The organism is uncultured Oscillibacter sp., assembly GCF_947654275.1.
Classification (GTDB): Bacteria; Bacillota; Clostridia; order Oscillospirales; family Oscillospiraceae; genus Oscillibacter.
The window spans coordinates 44,504-61,039 of the sequence record NZ_CANTJS010000014.1 but is presented as its reverse complement, the minus strand read 5'-3'; the positions used below and the strand labels follow the sequence as shown (position 1 = coordinate 61,039).

The following is a 16,536-nucleotide window of genomic DNA, read 5'->3' as shown; positions in this document are numbered from 1 at the left end:
GATATAAAAGTTGACAGACTACCCCCTTGGTGTAGCCTGTCAACTTATCATGGTGGACCTGAAGAGATTCGAACTCTCGACCTCTCGGATGCGAACCGAACGCTCTCCCAACTGAGCTACAGGCCCAAACTGCTTATTCTCATGCTTCTCTTGATACGGCTTGCAGTCTATGTCCTGCGAAAACAGCCCAACAGACCGCCGGGCCTCTTCCGCCTGACACCGTCACTACCTGACAGCAGAAGTTATTATACCATATTTTCCGGCATTGTAAAGTGCTAATTTAAAAATTTTCGAAAAATGTGATCCAAATCTTTTATGCGGCCCCGGTCCGGGTGGAACCTGCTGAATCGAAACAGCAAAGGAAAAATCACGAAAGCCAAAGCCGTTGTCGAAACTCACTTCAGGACACCGGCAAGAAGACCGGCACCCCCATAACTTCACCCGGATTCACGACCCGGGCCATGCCCCGGCGTCATTGGTGACACCGCTCTTTCTCTGAACCTGGCTCCCGGCAGCTGCCCCTATGACAAAATCACCGTTCCCGGGCGATTGCCTCACCGCTTTCTACGAATGCAGTTTCATCACTGACTTCCTCACTCCAAGTAAACACCGCAAAAAGGGGCGGTCTTACCTGAAAATGGAACATTTCTGTACCAATTGCGGCACCATCCCTGCCGGGTCTGTGACAATCCTCTTGCCAATTTCAGACATAATCCGACCCTTACCTGCATCTTTGGCGGAACCGGCTCCGGCGGACCTGAATCGCCCACCGTCCTCCGCCGGGTGGTTCAGGTCCACCGGATGGCCTATCTGGAAGACGGCGGAACACGCCCTTCAAAAGGCGAATGGTTTTCCTGATACAGGGCCTGCCGCCGGGTATCAGAAAGAAGCAGGAAAAACCAGGTACAGCCGGGAAAGGGACCCCTGACGGGGTCCCTTCCGGTCGTTCTTTCTGGGCTCTCTCGAAACCCGTTTTCAACGGGATCAGCCTGTAATATCCCGGTAAAGATACGTGACGATGTTGGCTCTGGGGGAATTCTGGCCGGGTACGAAGGCGGAGCCCACGCCGGTCAGCAGGCCGCTGCTGTCCGCCCAGGCCACGGCACCGGGGAAGTACTTGTCGGGGTTGGCGCTGGCCAGGGCGCTGGCCCCCACGGGGTTGGGCTCGCCGTTGGAGCGCCAGAGGAACGTCACTACATGGCCGCTGGTGCAGGTGCCCCTGGGATTGAAGGTGGTGGCTGTGGTTCCGGTGGTAATGCCGTTCTCCTGGGCCCACAGGATGGCCTTATAAAAGGGGCTGGAGGAGGCCACGTCGGTAAAGGGATTGGTCTTGGTCCGGGGCTCGGGACAGCCCTTGGCCCGCCAGAGGAACGTCACCACCTGGCCCCGGGTGCAGGTGGAATTGGGCTGGAACTGGGTCTCCGTCACGCCGGTGGTGACGCCGTTGTTCAGCGCCCACATAACCGCGTCATGATAATAGGTGTTGGCGGGCACGTCTGTGAAGGGGTTTCCGTTGGCCACGGCGTCGGGCATCTGGGCAATCTGGCCCTGCTGACCGGGCTGCTGTCCAGGCTGCTGTCCAGGCTGCTGGCCGGGCTGCGGGTTCTGCTGGCCAGAAGTGGGGCCGGGGTCAGACAGACCGGTGTTGAAAAAGTCCACCTGATAGGTCAGCGTCGTGGAGCTGCCGTCCCGGAGCTTCAGGCCGTCGATGCGGACGGTATAGGTTCCGTCATAGGCGGTGACCCCGTCGGGCCGGAAAACGATGCAGTAGCCGATGGTATAGTCGTTGAAGCAGGTGAAGTATTTACTCTTGTAAGCTGTGCTGTAATGCTCTCCGCTCCGGAAGGTCCAGCTCTTCCCGCCGCCGGTCAGGGTCACGGTGATGTCTCTGGCGGAGGGGGCGGCATAGAGGCTGCGGTTCAGGTGCACGCTCCAGGCGTAGTCCCCGCCGAACACATCGCTGGGGAAACTGCCGGAGGCGGGCCAGGCCACATAGTCGTAGGGGCAGCCCTGGCCGCTCTGGTCGTGGACCTTCTCCATGGAGTACCTGCCGGCCATACCGAAGCCCACCTTGCCCAATTTGGGGTTCAGCTGCCAGGTCCGGTGACCCACCCGGCTGATATTGCCGGGGTCGCTGTCCTCCATGTAGCCGTCCACGGAGCCTACCAGGGAATAGCCGCAGGCGATATTGCTGGAGCTGGCGGCGGCCCGGCCCTTCTGGTAAAATCCGCTGTCCATCCCCGCCGGCTGGCTGGGATAATGGGTCAGCTCATCCAATGCAGCGTTGACCACCGCGCCATACTGGGCGCTTTCGCACAGCCCGGCGTCCAGAACGGCGGCAGGCAGACCCGCAATGCGCCGCATGGCGTTCAGCCGGGCGGCGGCGGCCTGGAGCATGCTGTCCTTGACTCTGCCGGTGGAATAGGGAGCCTTATAGGAGGGCTCTACATCACAGATGCTATCATAAATGGTGCTGAGAGGCACAGGGGCGTTTTTCAGCAGCTGGGTAATCTCTGCCTGACTGAGCTTGGGCATCTCCGTGCTGCCGCTGCCGTCGTGGAGCTTACGGGGAATGACGGAGAGGGTCTCCTCCCGGCCGCAGACGGAGCAGACCTGATAATTCCTGCCGGCGGAGGCAGTGGTGGCGGGAATGGTCTTTTTCTCCCAGCGGTGGGCGGTCATGGGGATGACCCGCTGGACCTCCGTCTCCTTGCAGACGGAACAGGTTCGAGTGGCCTTGCCCTCGGCGGTGCAGGTGGAGGGAACGGTCTCATACTTCCAGCTGTGATAGCTCTTGGGGATGGCCCGGACGGTTTCCTCCGTCTTGCAGACAGAACAGATCCGGTAGCTCCGGCCCTCCTTGGAGCAGGTGGCCTGTTCCGTCAGATATTTCCAGGTATGCCGGCCATTGGCGCAGGGCGCATTGGGTGTAACCGGCGGCGTGACAGGGGGCTCCGGTATGACAGGGCCAGTGGTCTCACCAGGATTGGTGGTCTCACCGGGGTTCGTGGCAGACCCGCCGGGGTTGGTGGTCTCACCTGGGTTGGTCGAGGACCCGCCGGGGTCTACAGAGGGATTCCGGTAATCAGGGTCCTTTTCCCCGCAGCCTGTGCGGGTGCAGACGCCATTGACGAAATCATGCCCCAGTGGCTCCTCCTTCAGAATTTCCTTCTCTCCGCAGAGGGTACAGTAGTTATAGGTGTTTCCGCCCTGCGTGCAGGTGGTTTGCCAATTGTCTCCCACCCATTGAATCACATGCTTCTGCCCATTGTTCATGGGGCAGATGTAACCATGGATGCGGGCGGTCCAAACGTTGTCCTGGGTCTGTTCGCCGTAGTAGATGCCGCCTATCACCCGGGTACAGCTCCGCCCATAGGTATCACGGTCCGGCGCCGGAGGCGAGTAGGCCCCCCGCCGCGGGTACAGCGGACATCAGCAGCACCATGGCGCACAGCGCCGCCGTCCATTGTTTCAGTCGTCTCATTCTTCAAAATCCTCCTTTTTATATTCGGGCCTGAATTTGCCCTCTATTAAGAACCTGTATTCACAACCGCCGCATGCCGTCTGGCCGGTCTTTTTCCCGTCATACTGCGTCGATTTCCCTTGCAATCCGTCAGGATTGCTGCGGAAAACCTCCTTGTCTGACGAGAAAAATCCTCGCCCATCCGGCATCCCTCGGCTATGAATACAGGTTCTAAATAAGTGCGTTTGAAAATCGCCCAGGTTTTTTTGGGGAAAAACTTTTTGGATTTTTGAAAAATCAGCAATTTTAACAAAAACGGTGCGGCATTTTTATGCAGGATTTCACTTCTCGGAATCTGCTCCATACACAAAAAAGGCGGGCCGAAAGGCCCGCCTTTTTTGTTTCGCGCTTCGCGCGGTCGTCCTGCGTGGGTGCCGCTGAATCTTAGCTCAGCAGTCGTCCCGCGTAAGTGCTGTTGAGGATTAGCCCAGCAGCTGGAGGACGCCCTGAGGCACCGCGTTGGCCTGGGCCAGCATCGCCTGAGCGGACTGGACCAGAATGTTGTTCTTGGTGTAAGACATCATTTCCTCAGCGATGTCGGTGTCGCGGATGGTGGACTCAGCATCCTGGATGTTCTCCGCCATGACGCTCAGGTTGTTGGCGGTGTGCTCCAGACGGTTCTGGACAGCGCCCAGGTCGCCGCGGACGCCGGAGACGTAGTTGATGGCGTCCTTAATGACCTGAACGGCCTCCTGCGCGCCCTTCTGGTTGCCGATGTTGATATCAGCAATGGACTTGCCGCCCTTGGTTCCCATGGCGTCGGTGTGCATGTCGCCGATGGACACGCTCATCTGGTTGAAGGAGTCGGAGGTGTCGCCGATCTGGAGAGTCAGGCCGCTGGCGGTCTTGACGTCCCGCAGGCTCTTGGCATCCACGGTGGAGATCTTGATATAGCTGGCGATCTTCTCCCGGGTGGTCATATCGGTGCTGTCCTTGGCCTCGGAGAGCTGCTGAAGGGTGGTGTTGCCCTTGCCGTCGTGGCCCACGGAGAAGATTCCGTTGTTGTTCTTGGCAACGGTGGTCAGACGGGTGGCAGCAACCTGAGCGTCCACGTTGTTGGGCTCGAAGTCAGTCAGGTCAATGACGTTCTCGGCGCTCTTGAACTTGCTGTCCTTGCCCACAGCAATGGTATAGGTGGTGTCGCCCAGGGTGATGGTGGTGCCGTCCTTCTGGAAATACTCGCTGAGGTCGATGGTGGTGTTAGCCACGCGGTTGTCTCCGCCGTCGGTGCCCAGCTGGATGTTCTGGGTAGCGCCGTTGATGGTACCGGTGACAGTGGCCTCCTTGCCCAGCTTGGCAACCGTCTTGCCGTTGGCAAAGGCGTCCTGGAAATCGGCCTCGGTGGGCTTGATGGCCGCGCCGCTCAGGTCAACGGTGAAAAGCGTATTGCCGCCAGCATCCTGAAGCAGCAGCTTGCCGGCAGTAGTCGTGGCATCGGCAGTCAGGGCGATAGTCTGGCCGTCCGCAGTCATCTCCCAAGCGCCCGCACCGTTATTGGCATTCTTGTTGTAGGCGACAGACACATTGCCGGAAGCCAGGCCGTCCAGTCCGGCATCCCCCAGCGCAGCCTTCAGATTTGTGTCGTTGACCGTGATGGGCGTCTCGCCGCTCTTCCCGCTGTTGATGGTCAGGCCAGTGCCGACACTGATGCCATAAATGTCATCGGCCGCAACATTGTCGGTTGCATGGGTATTTTTGAAACAAACCGTTCCAAAGTCTCCAAAGCTAACATCAATATTACCAGCGTTATTTGCCGGAACACCAGCAGTAACGTCGGCATCGCCGTCAGCAATCTTGTCATTGCCGATATACAATCCAACTTTACCAGCATCGTCTACCCGAACGGTAACATCACCTGTCAGACCATCAGCCTTGGCCTTAGCAATGATTTCATCTACATCAAGCCCTGCGTTGGCAGTGCCAGCGTTATCTCCATCTGCCAAAGTAAGATTAGTTACGCCAGTAGCTGCCATGGTCGCAGAGGCATTACCATTCGCCTCAGCATAAGCCTCAACAATCACTTTGTTGGGGGTTCCAGCGCCAGTAGCATCCTTGGGGCCAGGCAGACGGACCTCGATATTATCCGTAGCCTTCTGAGAGGAGGAAGTGGTGAAGGTCACGTCCTTGGGAGGATTGAAGGCAACAGACTCGGTGGCCTTGAAGTTCAGGATGTTGTCCTGAGCGGTGATCTTGAAGGTAACGGTATTGCCGTTATCATCGGTAAGGTCGACTTCCCTTCCGTTGAACAGCTCGGCAATCTGGTCGGAGCTCATGCCTTCCTTCACGGAAACAGCATCCAGGTCCTTGCCGCCGATGTTCAGGACAAAGTTGTTGTCGTCCTTGAGGACGTTCAGGTTATCCAGCTTCACAGAGAAGGAAGCGGGGGTGGCCTTCTCAGCGTCGGCCTCCACAATGGTCTTGTCGGAATCCACGGCGGGCTGGCCCTTGTTCAGCTCGGGGGGAATCAGGCCGAGAATATCAGCGGCGTCAACAGACTCGTATTTCGCGCCGGTGATCTTGCCGTCCTGCATGGAGCCGTCCAGGAGGTTGATGCCGTTGAAGTTGGCGGAATCAGCGATACGGTTGATTTCGGTCTTCAGAGCGTCGACTTCCTTCTGGAGGTTCAGGCGGTCCACGGGATCGTCATAGGTGCCGTTGGCGGACTGGGTAGCCAGGTAGTCCATGCGGTTGAGCATGTCCTGAATTTCCTGCATGGCGCCCTCGGCGGTCTTCACCAGGGAGATGCCGTCCTTGACGTTCTTGCTGGCGGCGTTCAGGCCGGTGATCTGGGCCCGCATCTTCTCGGAAATAGCCAGTCCGGCGGCGTCGTCGCCGGCGCGGTTGATCTTATAGCCGGAGGACAGCTTTTCCAGGTTCTTAGCCAGGGCAGAGGTATTGGTGTTGTAGTTGCGGTAGGCATTCATTGCCAAAATATTGTGCTGAATACGCATAATTTAAACTCCTTTTAAATTATCCAGACAAATCCTTTCGTCTGGCCGCAGGGTTTCGCGCCGTCCGGTCCGGTCATTACGGCCGTTTCTGCCCGGCCCGGAGGGACGCCCGACAATATTTCATCCGGCCCGCGCCGGCCGGCTGAAATCTTTTTGGTTTCCGCCGCACTCTGTGCGGCGGCTTCCTTCTATGGGAAGTTTTTGCGTTTCCGACGCATTCTGTGCGGCGGCTCTTTTTTGGTTTCCGCCATGCTCCGCATGGCGGCGCTCTTCTATTGAGGCCTGTTTGGCATCAGGGCCTGTTTTAGAAGCGGCCCCGCTTTCCGTGTTCCCGCACGCTGTCCGCCTCCTGCGGACTGCTTACAACAGGTTTATCGTCACAATATTTTGAAAATTAAGAGTCTCCCGCGGAAATTTTTCCACGGGAGACTTTTTGTGCCTCTTTAGCGCCTCTTTGGGTCCTCTCCGGTCTAGCCGGACAGGCTCCGGGTAAACTCGCCGTCCACCAGAAAGCGGATTTCCTCCACGCTCTCCAGAGAGCCCAGGGAATTTTCCAGAGCCTCCAGGGCGGTGCGGACGGCGGACTCTCCGAGCTCCTCCAGCAGGGCCGAGGAGAGATTCACATAGCAGATGTCCTCCTCCTGCCAGACGGATTTCACCTGAAAGCCCTCCGGCAGAGCGGAGGTCAGCTCCCTGTTTTCCGGTCCCCGCTCCAGAGCCTGGGCCACGGCGGAGACCTGGGTGTCCCCCTCGTAGAGGTCCAGCACCCGTTCCTCCGGCGTCAGGCGGCCCCCGGCGTCCAGGAAATACAGCGCCGCCGTCACGGTGCTGATGACGTCCTCCTCGGGGAAAAGGAGCATTTCACGGGCGGACAGCAGGGGCTGTTCCCGATAGGCCAGTTCCCGGCCCCGGACGGTGATTTCCACGGAGAGAATTTCGGGAATCTGGGTCAGGGTCATGACCACGGCGCAGTCCGCCAGAGTCAGGGCCACGCCGGAGAGGCTTCCGTATGCGGCGGAGAGGTCCACCAGGGCCCGGCTCCCCTCCAGCTTCAGGGAGAGGAGGGCGGTTCCGGCGGGGATGGGGCTTTTCAGGGTCTCGTCAAAGGGACCCTTCAGAAGCTCCGTCAGCAGCGCTTCGGCCAGAGCCCGGGGGTCGGCGGACTCGGCCTCGGTGAAATAGACGGTTTCCGTCTGGAACACGCCGCCGCCGGCGGCAAAGGAGAGGTCGGCCTCCCGGTAGTAGAGGAAATAGGGGTCCTCTTCCCTCTCCCCGCACCCCGCCGGCAGGGCCAGCAGGCACAGCAGGGCCAGACACAGGGCGGTTTTTCTCATCATGCTCCCCCTCCCTCCAGCCGGGGCCAGCGGACCGTGAACAGCGCGCCGCCGCCGGGCCGGTTGGCGGCCTCCACAGCGCCGCCCCGGCGCTTCACCGTGTCGCTGACAATGGCGAGACCCAGGCCGGTGCCGCCGGCGGCCCGGGACCGGGCCTTGTCCACCCGGTAAAAGCGCTCAAAAATCCGGGGCAGGTCCGCCTCGGGAATGCCGCCGCCGTTGTCCGCCACCGTCAGCACCACGTCCTCCTTCTCCGAAAACAGGGAAACCTGGACGGAACCCCCGCTGCCGCAGTATTTCACGGCGTTGTCCGTCAGGTTGTAAATCACCTGATGAATCTCGTCCCGGGTGCCCAGAACCGCGCAGTCCCCGGACGCGCTGTAGGTGAGGTCCACGTTTTTCTCCTGTGCCACCAGGTTCATCATGCGCATGACCTGTTCCAGCACCGGCAGCACCTCCACCGCCGCCGGGGGCTCCAGCACGCCGCTGTCCAGCCGGGTCAGGCGAAGCAGGTCTTCGGTGATGCGGGAGAGGCGCTCCGCCTCCCGGCCGATGTCGGAGACAAATTCCCGGGTGGTGTCCAGGTCGATGCAGTCGGTCTGGATAATGGAGTCCGACAGCAGCCGGATGGCCGCCAGAGGGGTTTTCAGCTCGTGGGACGCGTCGGAGACGAAGCGGCGGCGGGCGGCCTCCGTGGTCTGGAGGCGGTCCGTCAGGCTGTTGAACTCCCGGCCAATCCGGGCAATTTCGTCCCGGCCCGGGATGTCCGCCCGGTGGCTGTAGGAGCCCTCGCGGACCTTCTGAATGGCGGTGAGCAGCAATCCGATCTTCCGGGTCAGCGCCTTGGAGAGAATCAGGCTCAGGGCCAGCACCAGCACCCCCGCCACGGCGGACAGCCGCAGCAGATTTTCCTGGAGCCCTGAGAGCAGAGCCGCCTGGTCGGTGTCGTACTCATAGGCGTACACCGCCCCGATGATTTGATTCTGATACAGCACCGGCGAGGACGCCCGGCTCCGGAACGCCGCCCCCCGGTAAGTACAGCTGGAGGCGTCCTCGCCCATCAGGGCCTGAACAATCTCCGTATACAGGGCATAGGAGCCCACGGCGCTGTCGGTCTCCCGGGTATCGTAGAGAACCCGGCCGGCGCTGTCCGTCACCAGAATGCGGGAGAGGCCCGTCTCCTCCACCACGCTCATGGCGTCGGCCACATTCTCCTCCGTCAGGACGCTGAGGCCCGACAGGGAGTTGACCATGACGGAGACGCTGTTCTGGAGGTTGACGGTCTTGGAGTGAAAGACCAGGTCCTCGGACACCAGCAGCGGATAGGTATTCAGCAGCAGCAGAACCCCCAGCAGCACCAGGATATAGCTCAGGCCGATGCGGAACTGGAGACTGTGCACCAGCAGACGTTTACTCTTTGAAATAGTACCCCACCCCCCACTTGGTGCAGATGTGCTCGGGCTCCGCCGGGTTCCGCTCCAGCTTCTCCCGCAGGCGGCGGATGTGCACGTCCACCGTTCTGTAGTCCCCGGTGTAGCTGTAGCCCCAGACCACATTCATGAGATTCTCCCGGCTGTACACCCGCCGGGGATTGCGCATCAGGAGCTCAATCAGGTCGTATTCCTTGGCGGTGAGGTCGATGGTCAGCCCGTCCCGGATGGCCACCCGCTCCTCGGTGTTCAGGGAGAGGTCCCCCGCCGTCAGAATGCTGTTCCGGCTCCGCTGGACCCCGGCGGCCCGCCGCAGCAGGGCCCGGACCCGGGCCTTCAGCTCCAGGATGTTGAAGGGCTTGGTCAGGTAGTCGTCGGCGCCGCACTCAAAGCCCATGAGCTTGTCGGCGTCCTCGCTTTTGGCGGTCAGCATGATGATGGGCACATTGGAAAACTCCCGGATGCGCATACAGGCCTCCAGCCCGTCCACCTCCGGCATCATCAAATCCAGAATAATCATATCCAGCTTGCTTTCCCGGGCCAGCTCTACCGCCGCCGCGCCGTCATAGGCGCACTCCACCTGATAGCCTTCGTTCTCCAGGTTGAACTTGATGCCCTTCACCAGTGTCCTCTCGTCATCCACCACTAAAATTCTCATTCCTTGTCCTTTCCTATTCCTTCCGGCGCTTCCGTTTCGCTGCCCGCCGCCACCAGTCCCTCCAGAGCCTCCAGCTTTGCCGGCCCGATGCCTGACACCTCCGTCAGGGCCTCCACTGTGGGGAAGGGCCCGTTGGCTTCCCGGTAGGCGACAATCCGCCGGGCCAGCTCCGGGCCGATTCCGGGCAGGGCCGTCAGTTCCTCCTCCGAAGCCGCGTTCAGATCCAGAGGCGGCGGAGCCGGAGGATGGAGCTCCTCCGGGGCGGCGGGGTGCTCCGTCTCCAGATAAGCGGGCTGGGCGGCCTCCCTCCGGTCATGGAAAAAGAGACCCAGCAGCAGGCAGAGGAACAGCGCCGTGATGCCCAGCAGAATAAATTCCGCTTTTATGACAGATTTCCGCACATCCACAGTTGCGCTCCTCCGTTTTTTTTGGTATACTGTGTTAAATCTGAACCTTTCCTGTAAGGGAGCCCCCGGAGGGCCTCCCCTTCGATGATACAGTCCGACCAATAGTATACCATAAATTTGAGGAGATGGACATGAAAACAAACAGTTTTTCCCGGTTTTTCTCAATTTTTTTATTGCTGCTTCTGCTGGTGAATCTGCTGGCGGTCCCCGCCTCGGCGGCTGTGCCGGACCCGGACATACAAGCCAAGGCCGCCTTGCTGGTGGACCAGAAGACCGGCGCGGTGGTCTACGCAAAAAACGAACACCAGGAGCTCTATCCCGCCAGCCTCACCAAGATTATGACCGCCCTGCTGGTGCTGGAGGCTGTCGACCGGGGAACGCTGAAGCTGGACCAGCCCATTACCGCCACGGCCTCCGCCATGACCACCCTGGCCGCCGACGGCAGCACCGCCGGCATCCAGGTGGGCGAGGTGCTGACGGTGGAACAGCTGCTGTACTGCATGCTGGTGGTTTCCGCCAACGAGGCCTGTACCATTCTGGCGGAGCAGGTCTCCGGCTCCGTGGGGGCCTTTGTGGACGCCATGAACGCCAAGGCGGAGGAGCTGGGCTGTGAGCACACCCATTTCATGAACCCCCACGGCCTTCACGACGACCAGCATTACACGTCCGCCTGGGACCTGTACCTGATTACCAGGGCCGCCATGGAGTACCCGGAATTCATGACCGTCTGCGACACCACCTCCACCACCATTCCCGCCACCAACCTGTCCCCGGAGCGCATCCTGTATAACACCAACTATCTGATCTGCGGCTACCGCTCCCGGGGCTACCTCAACGGCGAGGCCCACGGCGTGAAAACCGGAAGCACCTCCCTGGCGGGCCACTGTCTGGTGTCCACCGCCCGGAGAGCCAGCCTCAGCTTTGTCAGCGTGATTCTGGGGGCGGACCGGACCCTTCTGGAGGACGGAACCACCTGGTGGACCTACAGCTTCGGAGAGACCAACCGCCTGTTCGACTGGGCCTTTGAGAACTTTACCTACCGCACCATCCTGAAGGAAAACGATGTGGCGGGGGAGGCCCCCGTCTCCCTCTCCCGTCAGGACCACGTGACCCTCCACACCGATCAGCCGGTGGAGATTCTGGTGCCCCAGGAGCTGAACGTGGAGGACCTGGAGAAAACCATCACCCTGCGCTCCGACCCGGTGGAGGCCCCCATTGCCGCCGGCGACGTGCTGGGAACCCTCTCCGTCAGCCTGGACGGGAAGGAATACGCCTCCGTGGACCTGCTGGCCTTCACGGATGTGGAGGCGTCCCGCCTCCGGGTCCTCTGGCGGGACATCCAAAACTTCCTGGGCACCACCCAGGCCAAGGTGGGCGGCGCTGTGCTGGGAGCGCTGGCGGCCCTCTACCTCCTCTGGAAGCTGGTATTCAGCCGGCGGCGCTACCGCTACGGACGCAGCGTGGGCCGGACCCGCAGCGGCTACCGGGGCCGGCGGCGCTGACCCTTCCCGATTCTCTGCCGGACAGATAAAAAAACGGAGGCGTCTGCCCAATGTCATTAAGCTAAGGGCTTAAAGGGGCAAATGCGGGGCATTTGTCCCCTTAACAGTCATACAGAAATCCGGGCAAATCGTTAAGTTAAAGCGGGATTGTAAACGAAGTGTAAACTAACCCCGAAAAATATTGAACGTATGCGCGGTATATGCTACCCTATACGCAGTCGTCGTGACGGACGGTCGCATGGAAATTTTTGAATAAACCACAATAACCACATTTTATTAAGTTTACAGAATTTGATTTTGTTTGATATTTTGAATTTGTTTTCCATTTTTGATTGATTTTTATAGCTTACATGTTTGAATAGCCTCACATAAACACATTTTTAGATAGTTAGTAGCGAACGAGAACGTCAAAGACATGCCCCATGTTTTGGAGCGTGCGTTTGTCGTTCTTTTTTCGTCCGGCGGCTAGTACAGCCAACGGAGGAAACAAATTTGAATATCAATTTTATAAATCAGACGCTCAACTATGCAATCAGGAAAGCGGCTGAAAAGATGAGAGCAGGCCAGCCGTCCCGCAATCGCAAATTGTCGAGGGCTGGCGTAATCTGTCTGCTAATCGGAGCGGAGGGCGGCTCTTTGGCAAAGGAACTTCATCGGGCAGACATTGACGTAACCCCCGCCGCCATTTCACAGCGCCGCGCACAAATCAGCCCGGAGACATTCCGGGACGTGTTCCAGAGATTCAACGCTTCTTGCGAGGATAGCGGGAACTTTCGTGGTTATCGCCTGTTGGCAGTAGATGGAACTTCCGTCAACATCCCGCGCAACCCTAAAGCTCCCTCATTCGTTCAAAACGAAAGCGCACCAAACGGCTACAATCAACTACACCTAAACCCGCTTTATGATTTGTGCAACAAGATATTTTACGACGCGCTCATCCAGCCAGAGCCCCAAAAGGATGAAATCGGTGCGTTGATTGAGATGATAAAGAGGAATCATTTTTCCGAAAAAACAATTATAATCGCAGACCGTGGATATGAGAGCTACAACGTGATGGCTCACCTGCTTGAAAAGCCCAACACGGACTTTTTAATCCGCATTAAACAGAACCACTCCGCCATGCGGGAAGTGGCTCGTTTGCCCATGTTTGAGTTGGATTGTGAGATCGGTTTTACCATCACGACAACCCAGACGAAGGAGGATAAAGAGAAGCGTTACATCTTTCTGCAAGTCCCGAAAAAAAGCAAACCGGGCGCAAAGACGCGCCGGGGGCGTTGGGACTTTCCGAGTCCTTATCAAATGAAAATCCGCATTGTCCGGTTCCAGCTTGAAACGGGAGAGTTTGAGACAATCGCCACGTCTCTTCCGCGCACATTCACATTAGAGGACATCCGGGAACTGTATCATCTGCGCTGGGGAATTGAAACCAGCTTTCGTGACCTGAAATACACGTTGGGCCTGGTGAATCTCCACGGCAAACGGGACGCTTTCGCAGAGCAGGAGATATGGGCGGCGCTGACAATGTTCAACTTCACAAGCAGAATTGTGCGGGAAGCAGTTGTCAAACAACCGCCGGAGGGCGTTTATGCCTACCGCGTCAACTTCAAGATGGCGGTAGCCCTTTGTCGGGAGTATTTCAGGACGAACAGCGCCGACAGTGAGAAGCTACTTCAAGAAATCAGCCGATACACTGTACCCATCCGGGAGGGACGGCGAGACAAGCGCAAACTGAAAGTGAAGGGCTTCGTTGGCTTCACCTATCGCGTGGCGGCGTAAAAAAAGAGGGGCTGGGGGTTGAACTCCCGCCCTTCTTCGTGGCGCTATTTTTGAAAAGGCCGGTTTTAGAGCCAAAATCGCGGGATTTTTCAAAAAAATGTGCCGCCTTATCTTAATGGCAGGCAAATCCACTTTTAAGATTTGCGGTTCAGTAAAATTTCAACATGTCTGGTCAATGCACCAGAAAATGGTCGGTTTTCTCCTTTTTCGCTGAAATTACGCTTGCACTCAAACTGCAACCTGTCCAAAATACGTTGTAAAAGCTATTTTTGCACCCCCTGTTTTTCTGTGGGAAAATTTTCCAGAAACTAGCATTTAGTTAAGAGAAAATAAAATTCTCAACTTGTCTACAAAATGATATAAAAATAGGTGGCTATTTCCTTAAGCCGCAAGAATCAAAAATATAACACGAAAGAATCAACAAGTCCGGGATATGACAATGAAAAAGATGGAAAGTCTGTTTTTGCAGACTTTTCCCGAAAACGCTATTGCAATTTCTTCCGCGATAGGCTAAAATTGATTTAAAAGAGCTATCTGAAAGTTTTGGACTTTGTCAAGGAGGGACAGGGTACATATATAAAATTTATCGGAGGGATAATTTATGTTGAGATTTCTATTGGGCGTTTTCATTGGCTTTTGGCGAGGCCTTTTGAAATGAAGTGGTAAAATAAAATGATAGAAAGATATAAAGACGCAGATACAGTCATCACCATTGAGGGGAAAGAATATGCCCTATATAAAAATGGCCCGCTTAATAAGTATCCCTATATGATTGACCTTTCTACTGGCGAAATACCGCAGGGAAAACAGCGTTCCTTATTGAGAAACTATTTGTCGCTGAATGGAATTAACATTGAATCCTTTGGAGAACGAGGACCTCATTGGTATGTTAGAAAAGCAATAAAAGTTGCTCAAGAAAAGAGTTCGAAAACAGAAACACAATCTATGATATCAAGTTCTTGTACACCAATATCGTATGGGCGTAATCTTGACAACAAAAAAGATTATCTGCCCCTTACACGAGAAAATATCGAATATGTTCATCAACAAGTCCTTGCAACTTCAGACTATGGCTCAAACTTCACCTTAATACATGATGTTTTAAAACGGTTTCCCCAGAATGTTGACCGAGAATTGGTTGCGATGAAAGTTGCACTCATTGATTTAACAAATTCCACCCACATAAGTACACATATAAAGAAAATATCCCTTTCTGAAATAGTGGATTTGATATTGAGTATCCAAGACTTTGATATTCGGGTTTCTCAAGGAGATCCGTTATTAGTCAGTCAACTTGCCGAAAGTAATGGGCAAATCAATCTCTTTTCTTTTGCATCCAAATATTGCACATATCATAATGTAGAAATTTATGAACGAGACGACTACTCTATTTTTGATAGAGTAGTGAAAGATGCCCTGCCTTATTATATACCCAAACTTACAAAGTCCGCTATTGGAGAATGGCGGACTACTTGTAACTATCTTGCTTTTAATGACTGCATTGAAGAACTCCTAGATCAAAAGAGTATCGATATTCCTTTTAGACGTAGAAAGTTTGACCATTTTCTATGGTATTCGAATCGCAAAAAGTGATATATTTGCGGATTTGCTGATTTTTACACGAATGCAGTCCATGCGCAAGCTGTGGCATGGGCGATAGAGAACGAAATCACAGCGGAACAGGCGGCGGCAACTTCTCTCCCGCCGCTACCTGTACCCGTGGACAGATTGTCACCTTCCTCTATCGCGCTATGGGGCAGTAAATTCAGACGATTTTTGTCATTTTGACAGCATGTAAGACCCGAAAAAATACCCACCACCTTTTTCAGTAAGAAGGTGGTGGGCTTTTTTTGGGGCGCTTGGAAGCCTTAACTTAATGACATTGGGCGTCTGCCTCCGTTTTTTTGTCAGGTTACAGGGTAACCGCCAGCTCCTCCAGAGGCCTGCGGTCCCCGTGGAGCCGGGCGGGGTGCGCGCCCTCCGCCGGATAGCCCAGGGGCAGCAGGGCGATGGGGCAGGTGCCCGCCATCTCCGGGAAGGCGGCCAGCAGCTTTTCCGGCTCGAACATGCCCACGTAGGTGGTGCCCAGCCCCAGGTCCGCCGCCTGGAGCATCATCTGTGTAACGGCAATGGCGGCGTCAATCTCCCCGTGGTCCTTGCCGTCGGTCTCCCGCTTCCAGGAAGCGGAAGGGTCATAGCCCACCGCCAGCATCACCGGCGGATGGAAGTGGGCGGCGGTGCAGGCGTCGGCCTTCTCCAGGGCCTGGGGACTCTGGAGCACAAAGATTCTCTGGGGCTGGTTGTTGTGGGCGGTGGGGGCGTTCCGGCCCGCCTCCAGAATCAGGGCCAGCTTCTCCGGCTCCACGGGACGGGGGTCGAACTTGCGGAGGGAATAGCGTGCGGCGGCCAGTGCGGCAAAATCCATGGAAATCAATCCTCGCTTCTTTCAGAATAAGCCCATTGTACCACAGCCCTCCCGCCGCCGCAAGCCCCCGAGACGCAGTCCGCTCCCCTCCCGTCAGAGACCGGCCAGATTCTCCCGGGCGTCCGGGCTGTTCGCGAAGACCGCCCCCACGGTCTGGCAGCTCTCCAGCTCCGGGCAGCTGCCGCAGGTGGCCGCGCCTCTTTTCAGCGCGCACTGCCGGACGGCGCACAGGTGTTCGCAGAACACCGTCTTGACTCCATCCACGCGGCAGCCCCGGCAGTTGATGTGCTCAGGCAGAATGGGGGCCTGATTGAGCTCCGCCCACAGCTTCGCGGTCTTCTCCCGTAGCGCCTGGTCGTCATGAACGGTGGCAAGGTACGCGTCGCAGGTCTCGCAGTTCAGCCCGCAGTACGCAATCATATCTTTCATATCAGAATCTTCCCTCCCGAATCCCGGCCCGTCCCATCAATGGAGAAAATCCCCGAAGCATGAAATACTCCGGGGATTTTTTCTGTCGAATGATACAGACA

Annotated in this window: 11 protein-coding genes and 1 tRNA gene; 3 read left to right on the top strand and 9 right to left on the bottom strand. The window is 57.1% G+C overall.

Translation table 11 applies throughout. From position 1 onward, the window contains the following. Positions 1–50: 50 nt before the first annotated feature. From Q0063_RS05600 to Q0063_RS05570, 7 genes are all read right to left on the bottom strand, one after another. Positions 51–126, bottom strand: a tRNA-Ala gene (locus Q0063_RS05600). Positions 127–984: 858 nt separating this feature from the next. Continuing rightward, positions 985–3,354 carry an S-layer homology domain-containing protein gene (locus Q0063_RS05595; protein ID WP_297870993.1) on the bottom strand — a complete coding sequence of 790 codons (2,370 nt, stop codon included), beginning with the start codon at positions 3,352–3,354 and terminating at the stop codon, positions 985–987. Positions 3,355–3,945: 591 nt separating this feature from the next. Beyond that, a complete protein-coding gene (locus tag Q0063_RS05590) occupies positions 3,946–6,474 on the bottom strand; it encodes a flagellin (RefSeq protein WP_297870992.1) in 2,529 nt (842 codons plus the stop codon). Between the two features lie 470 nt (positions 6,475–6,944). Continuing rightward, a complete protein-coding gene (locus Q0063_RS05585) occupies positions 6,945–7,811 on the bottom strand; it encodes a GerMN domain-containing protein (protein ID WP_297870991.1) in 867 nt (288 codons plus the stop codon). Continuing rightward, positions 7,808–9,208: a cell wall metabolism sensor histidine kinase WalK gene (locus Q0063_RS05580; RefSeq protein WP_297870990.1), complete on the bottom strand. Its 1,401-nt coding sequence runs from the start codon at positions 9,206–9,208 to the stop codon at positions 7,808–7,810. The genes Q0063_RS05585 and Q0063_RS05580 overlap by 4 nt, the downstream gene beginning before the upstream one ends. Positions 9,209–9,218: 10 nt before the next feature. Further along, positions 9,219–9,896 (bottom strand): response regulator transcription factor, encoded by a 678-nt coding sequence (locus Q0063_RS05575; protein ID WP_297870989.1) that lies wholly within the window; start codon positions 9,894–9,896, stop codon positions 9,219–9,221. Then, positions 9,893–10,303, bottom strand: coding sequence for a helix-hairpin-helix domain-containing protein (locus Q0063_RS05570; protein ID WP_297870988.1), 411 nt, complete (start codon positions 10,301–10,303; stop codon positions 9,893–9,895). The genes Q0063_RS05575 and Q0063_RS05570 overlap by 4 nt, the downstream gene beginning before the upstream one ends. Before the next feature lie 131 nt (positions 10,304–10,434). On the opposite strand from Q0063_RS05570, the gene Q0063_RS05565 reads away from it, so the two are divergent. The 3 genes from Q0063_RS05565 (at position 10,435) to Q0063_RS05555 (ending at position 15,174) form a co-directional block, all read left to right on the top strand. Next, the gene (locus Q0063_RS05565) at positions 10,435–11,805 is read left to right on the top strand and encodes a D-alanyl-D-alanine carboxypeptidase family protein (protein WP_297870987.1); all 1,371 of its coding nucleotides are present in this window, start codon (positions 10,435–10,437) and stop codon (positions 11,803–11,805) included. A gap of 492 nt (positions 11,806–12,297) precedes the next feature. Beyond that, positions 12,298–13,581 carry an IS4 family transposase gene (locus tag Q0063_RS05560; protein WP_297870986.1) on the top strand — a complete coding sequence of 428 codons (1,284 nt, stop codon included), beginning with the start codon at positions 12,298–12,300 and terminating at the stop codon, positions 13,579–13,581. Positions 13,582–14,253: 672 nt separating this feature from the next. Continuing rightward, a complete protein-coding gene (locus tag Q0063_RS05555) occupies positions 14,254–15,174 on the top strand; it encodes a hypothetical protein (protein ID WP_297870985.1) in 921 nt (306 codons plus the stop codon). A gap of 319 nt (positions 15,175–15,493) precedes the next feature. Here the strand turns inward: Q0063_RS05555 and Q0063_RS05550 are convergent, their stop codons facing one another. Further along, positions 15,494–16,006 (bottom strand): nitroreductase family protein, encoded by a 513-nt coding sequence (locus tag Q0063_RS05550; protein WP_297870984.1) that lies wholly within the window; start codon positions 16,004–16,006, stop codon positions 15,494–15,496. 93 nt (positions 16,007–16,099) lie between these two features. Then, positions 16,100–16,435: a DUF3795 domain-containing protein gene (locus Q0063_RS05545; RefSeq protein WP_297870983.1), complete on the bottom strand. Its 336-nt coding sequence runs from the start codon at positions 16,433–16,435 to the stop codon at positions 16,100–16,102. Between the last annotated feature and the right edge of the window lie 101 nt (positions 16,436–16,536).

Excerpts from the sequence above, each read along its gene's own strand:
- Q0063_RS05590 (WP_297870992.1), bottom strand. The coding sequence starts at position 6,474 with ATGCGTATTCAGCACAATATTTTGGCAATGAATGCCTACCGCAACTAC.
- Q0063_RS05585 (WP_297870991.1), bottom strand. The coding sequence starts at position 7,811 with ATGATGAGAAAAACCGCCCTGTGTCTGGCCCTGCTGTGCCTGCTGGCC.
- Q0063_RS05575 (WP_297870989.1), bottom strand. The coding sequence starts at position 9,896 with ATGAGAATTTTAGTGGTGGATGACGAGAGGACACTGGTGAAGGGCATC.
- Q0063_RS05565 (WP_297870987.1), top strand. The coding sequence starts at position 10,435 with ATGAAAACAAACAGTTTTTCCCGGTTTTTCTCAATTTTTTTATTGCTG.
- Q0063_RS05555 (WP_297870985.1), top strand. The coding sequence starts at position 14,254 with ATGATAGAAAGATATAAAGACGCAGATACAGTCATCACCATTGAGGGG.
- Q0063_RS05550 (WP_297870984.1), bottom strand. The coding sequence starts at position 16,006 with ATGGATTTTGCCGCACTGGCCGCCGCACGCTATTCCCTCCGCAAGTTC.
- Q0063_RS05545 (WP_297870983.1), bottom strand. The coding sequence starts at position 16,435 with ATGAAAGATATGATTGCGTACTGCGGGCTGAACTGCGAGACCTGCGAC.